General features: G+C 53.6%; 3 protein-coding genes. All 3 read left to right on the top strand.

The features are described from left to right. A partial coding sequence (locus tag AC1DRJ_RS25205) for an acyl-CoA dehydrogenase family protein (RefSeq protein WP_477804550.1) occupies positions 1–517 on the top strand: 517 nt, incomplete at its 5' end. A 76-nt stretch (positions 518–593) separates the two neighbouring features. Next, positions 594–1,544, top strand: coding sequence for a p-hydroxyphenylacetate 3-hydroxylase reductase component (locus tag AC1DRJ_RS25200; protein WP_477804549.1), 951 nt, complete (start codon positions 594–596; stop codon positions 1,542–1,544). Between the two features lie 124 nt (positions 1,545–1,668). Next, complete coding sequence (gene hpaR, locus AC1DRJ_RS25195; RefSeq protein ID WP_477804548.1) at positions 1,669–2,091, top strand: homoprotocatechuate degradation operon regulator HpaR; 423 nt, start codon at positions 1,669–1,671, stop codon at positions 2,089–2,091. Positions 2,092–2,186 lie beyond the last annotated feature (95 nt).

The raw sequence follows: 2,186 nt of genomic DNA, 5'->3' as shown, positions 1-2,186 counted from the left end.
GTATCCGGACAGCAAGATTTTCTTCGCCCCTTATCGGCCTTATTTTGCCAGCGGCTTCTCGACTGTCAGCCTAGGTATTGCCGAGCGCATGCTGGATGTTTTCCGCGAGAAAACCCGCAACCGCGTCCGTGCCTACACCGGTGCCGCTGTCGGCGCAGCCACCCCGGCATTGATGCGCCTGGCGGAATCCACRCATCAGGTTGCGGCCGCCCGAGCGCTGCTGGAAAAAAGCTGGGAAGAGATTTCTGATTACAGTGAGCGCCACGAATACCCAAGCCGTACCATGCTCACGTTCTGGCGTACCAATCAGGGCTATGCCACAAAGATGTGTATCCAGGCCGTGGACCGTCTGATGGAAGCGGCCGGCGGCGGTGCATGGTTTGAAACCAACGAGTTGCAACGCCTATTCCGAGATTCGCATCTTACGGGGGCGCATGCCTACACCGACTACGACGTCTGTGCGCAGATACTCGGTCGCGAACTGATGGGTCTTGAGCCCGACCCTTCAATGGCCTGAGGCCGTTCAACGCCAAGCTACAAGCCCCTCATAAAAATAATCAGAGTGCGCCCTAGGGCGTGCTCGGGAGTCTTGCATGTCCGATATAAATGAGATTGCCGTTTCTTCCGCCTTTGATGCGCGTGCATTTCGCCGCGCATTAGGCAACTTCGCCACCGGTGTGACAGTGGTGACAGCCGCCGATCACAACGGCCGCAAAGTTGGGGTGACGGCCAACAGCTTCAACTCGGTGTCGCTCGACCCGCCGTTGATTCTCTGGAGTATCGATAAGCGATCTACAAGTCATGAAGTATTTGCTACCGCTACCCACTTTGCCGTGAATGTGCTTGCTGCCGATCAAATTGATTTGTCGAATAATTTCGCTCGTCCGAAAGACGATCGTTTTGCAGGCATCGAATACGAATCAGGTCACGGGGGGGCGCCAATTCTTGCTGATTGCTCAGCGCGATTTCAGTGCAAAAAATATCAGCAGGTGGACGGTGGTGATCATTGGATCATGATTGGCAGGGTAGTGGCTTTCGATGATTTTGGTCGTTCGCCGTTGCTGTACCACCAGGGTGCATACTCCATGGTGTTGCCCCACACGCGCATGACAAAAAGTGCCGAAGGTCAGCCTCCAAGCAGCCACTTCCAAGGAAGGCTGAGCCACAATTTGTACTACCTCATGACCCAAGCGTTGCGCGCTTATCAGGCAAGCTATCAGCCGCGGCAATTGTCGACAGGCTTGCGGACCAGTGAGGCACGTATGCTGATGGTGCTGGAAAATGATGCGGGGCTGAGCCTCACGGATCTGCAGCGCGAGGTGGCGATGCCCGTCCGGGAAATCGAAGAGGCCGTCGCCAATCTCACCCGCAAGGTGCTGGTTTGTGAAGAGAATGGGCGCTTGCGTCTGACGGTTAAAGGAATCGATGAAACAGAAGGATTGTGGTCAATAGCCCGTGAACAGCAGGAAAAAGTCTTCAGTCAATTCAGCGACGACCAATTGGAAACCTTCAAGACTGTGTTGAAAGCGGTTATCAGGCTCTGACCTGCTCAGGTCAGCGATCAAATAGACGGCGCCCAAGGCGCCGTTTTTTATGGAAGTAAGAAACTTTATGGTATTTCAGCGTGATAATATAATTAATATGCTAACTAAATTAGAGTCGTATTAAATGTCCAGGCATCGACAGTCGTTGACACTCAACTTGCTCCAGGCTCGTGAAGTTGCCATGAGCTTTTTCCGGCCCTCCCTGAAGGATATAGGCCTCACTGAGCAACAATGGCGTGTAGTGCGGATTCTCAGTCAGCAGGGTGAACTGGAGATCAATCGTTTGGCGGACTTGGCGTGCATTCTCAAGCCCAGCATGACCGGGGTACTGGCAAGGATGGAAAGCGCGGAGCTGGTCGAACGACGGCGCTCAGAACACGACCAGCGTAGAGTGCTGGTGAAACTGACCGTTGCCGGAGATAGCTGTTTTGAAAGTATGAGGGGGCGTATGGAGGAGAACTATGAGCACTTGCAAGAGCGCTTCGGCGCGGAAAAATTGCAGACGTTGTTGGTGCTGCTCAACGATTTGAAGTCACTGAAGCGTTGATCTCTGAATGATCACTGCTGGCAAAAACGACCGCCAGCAGTGAGTATTTGCAAATGACTTGAAATCAGTAAACGCCGCCGGTACTGATGGTGGCC

This window comes from Pseudomonas sp. P5_B2, assembly GCF_056400445.1.
Note: the sequence above shows the minus strand (reverse complement) of the source record. Positions and strands in the feature narration are given on the sequence as shown.

Bases quoted from the DNA above. Each gene is read 5' to 3' on its own strand.
- AC1DRJ_RS25200 (WP_477804549.1), top strand. From the start codon at position 594: ATGTCCGATATAAATGAGATTGCCGTTTCTTCCGCCTTTGATGCGCGT.
- hpaR (WP_477804548.1), top strand. From the start codon at position 1,669: ATGTCCAGGCATCGACAGTCGTTGACACTCAACTTGCTCCAGGCTCGT.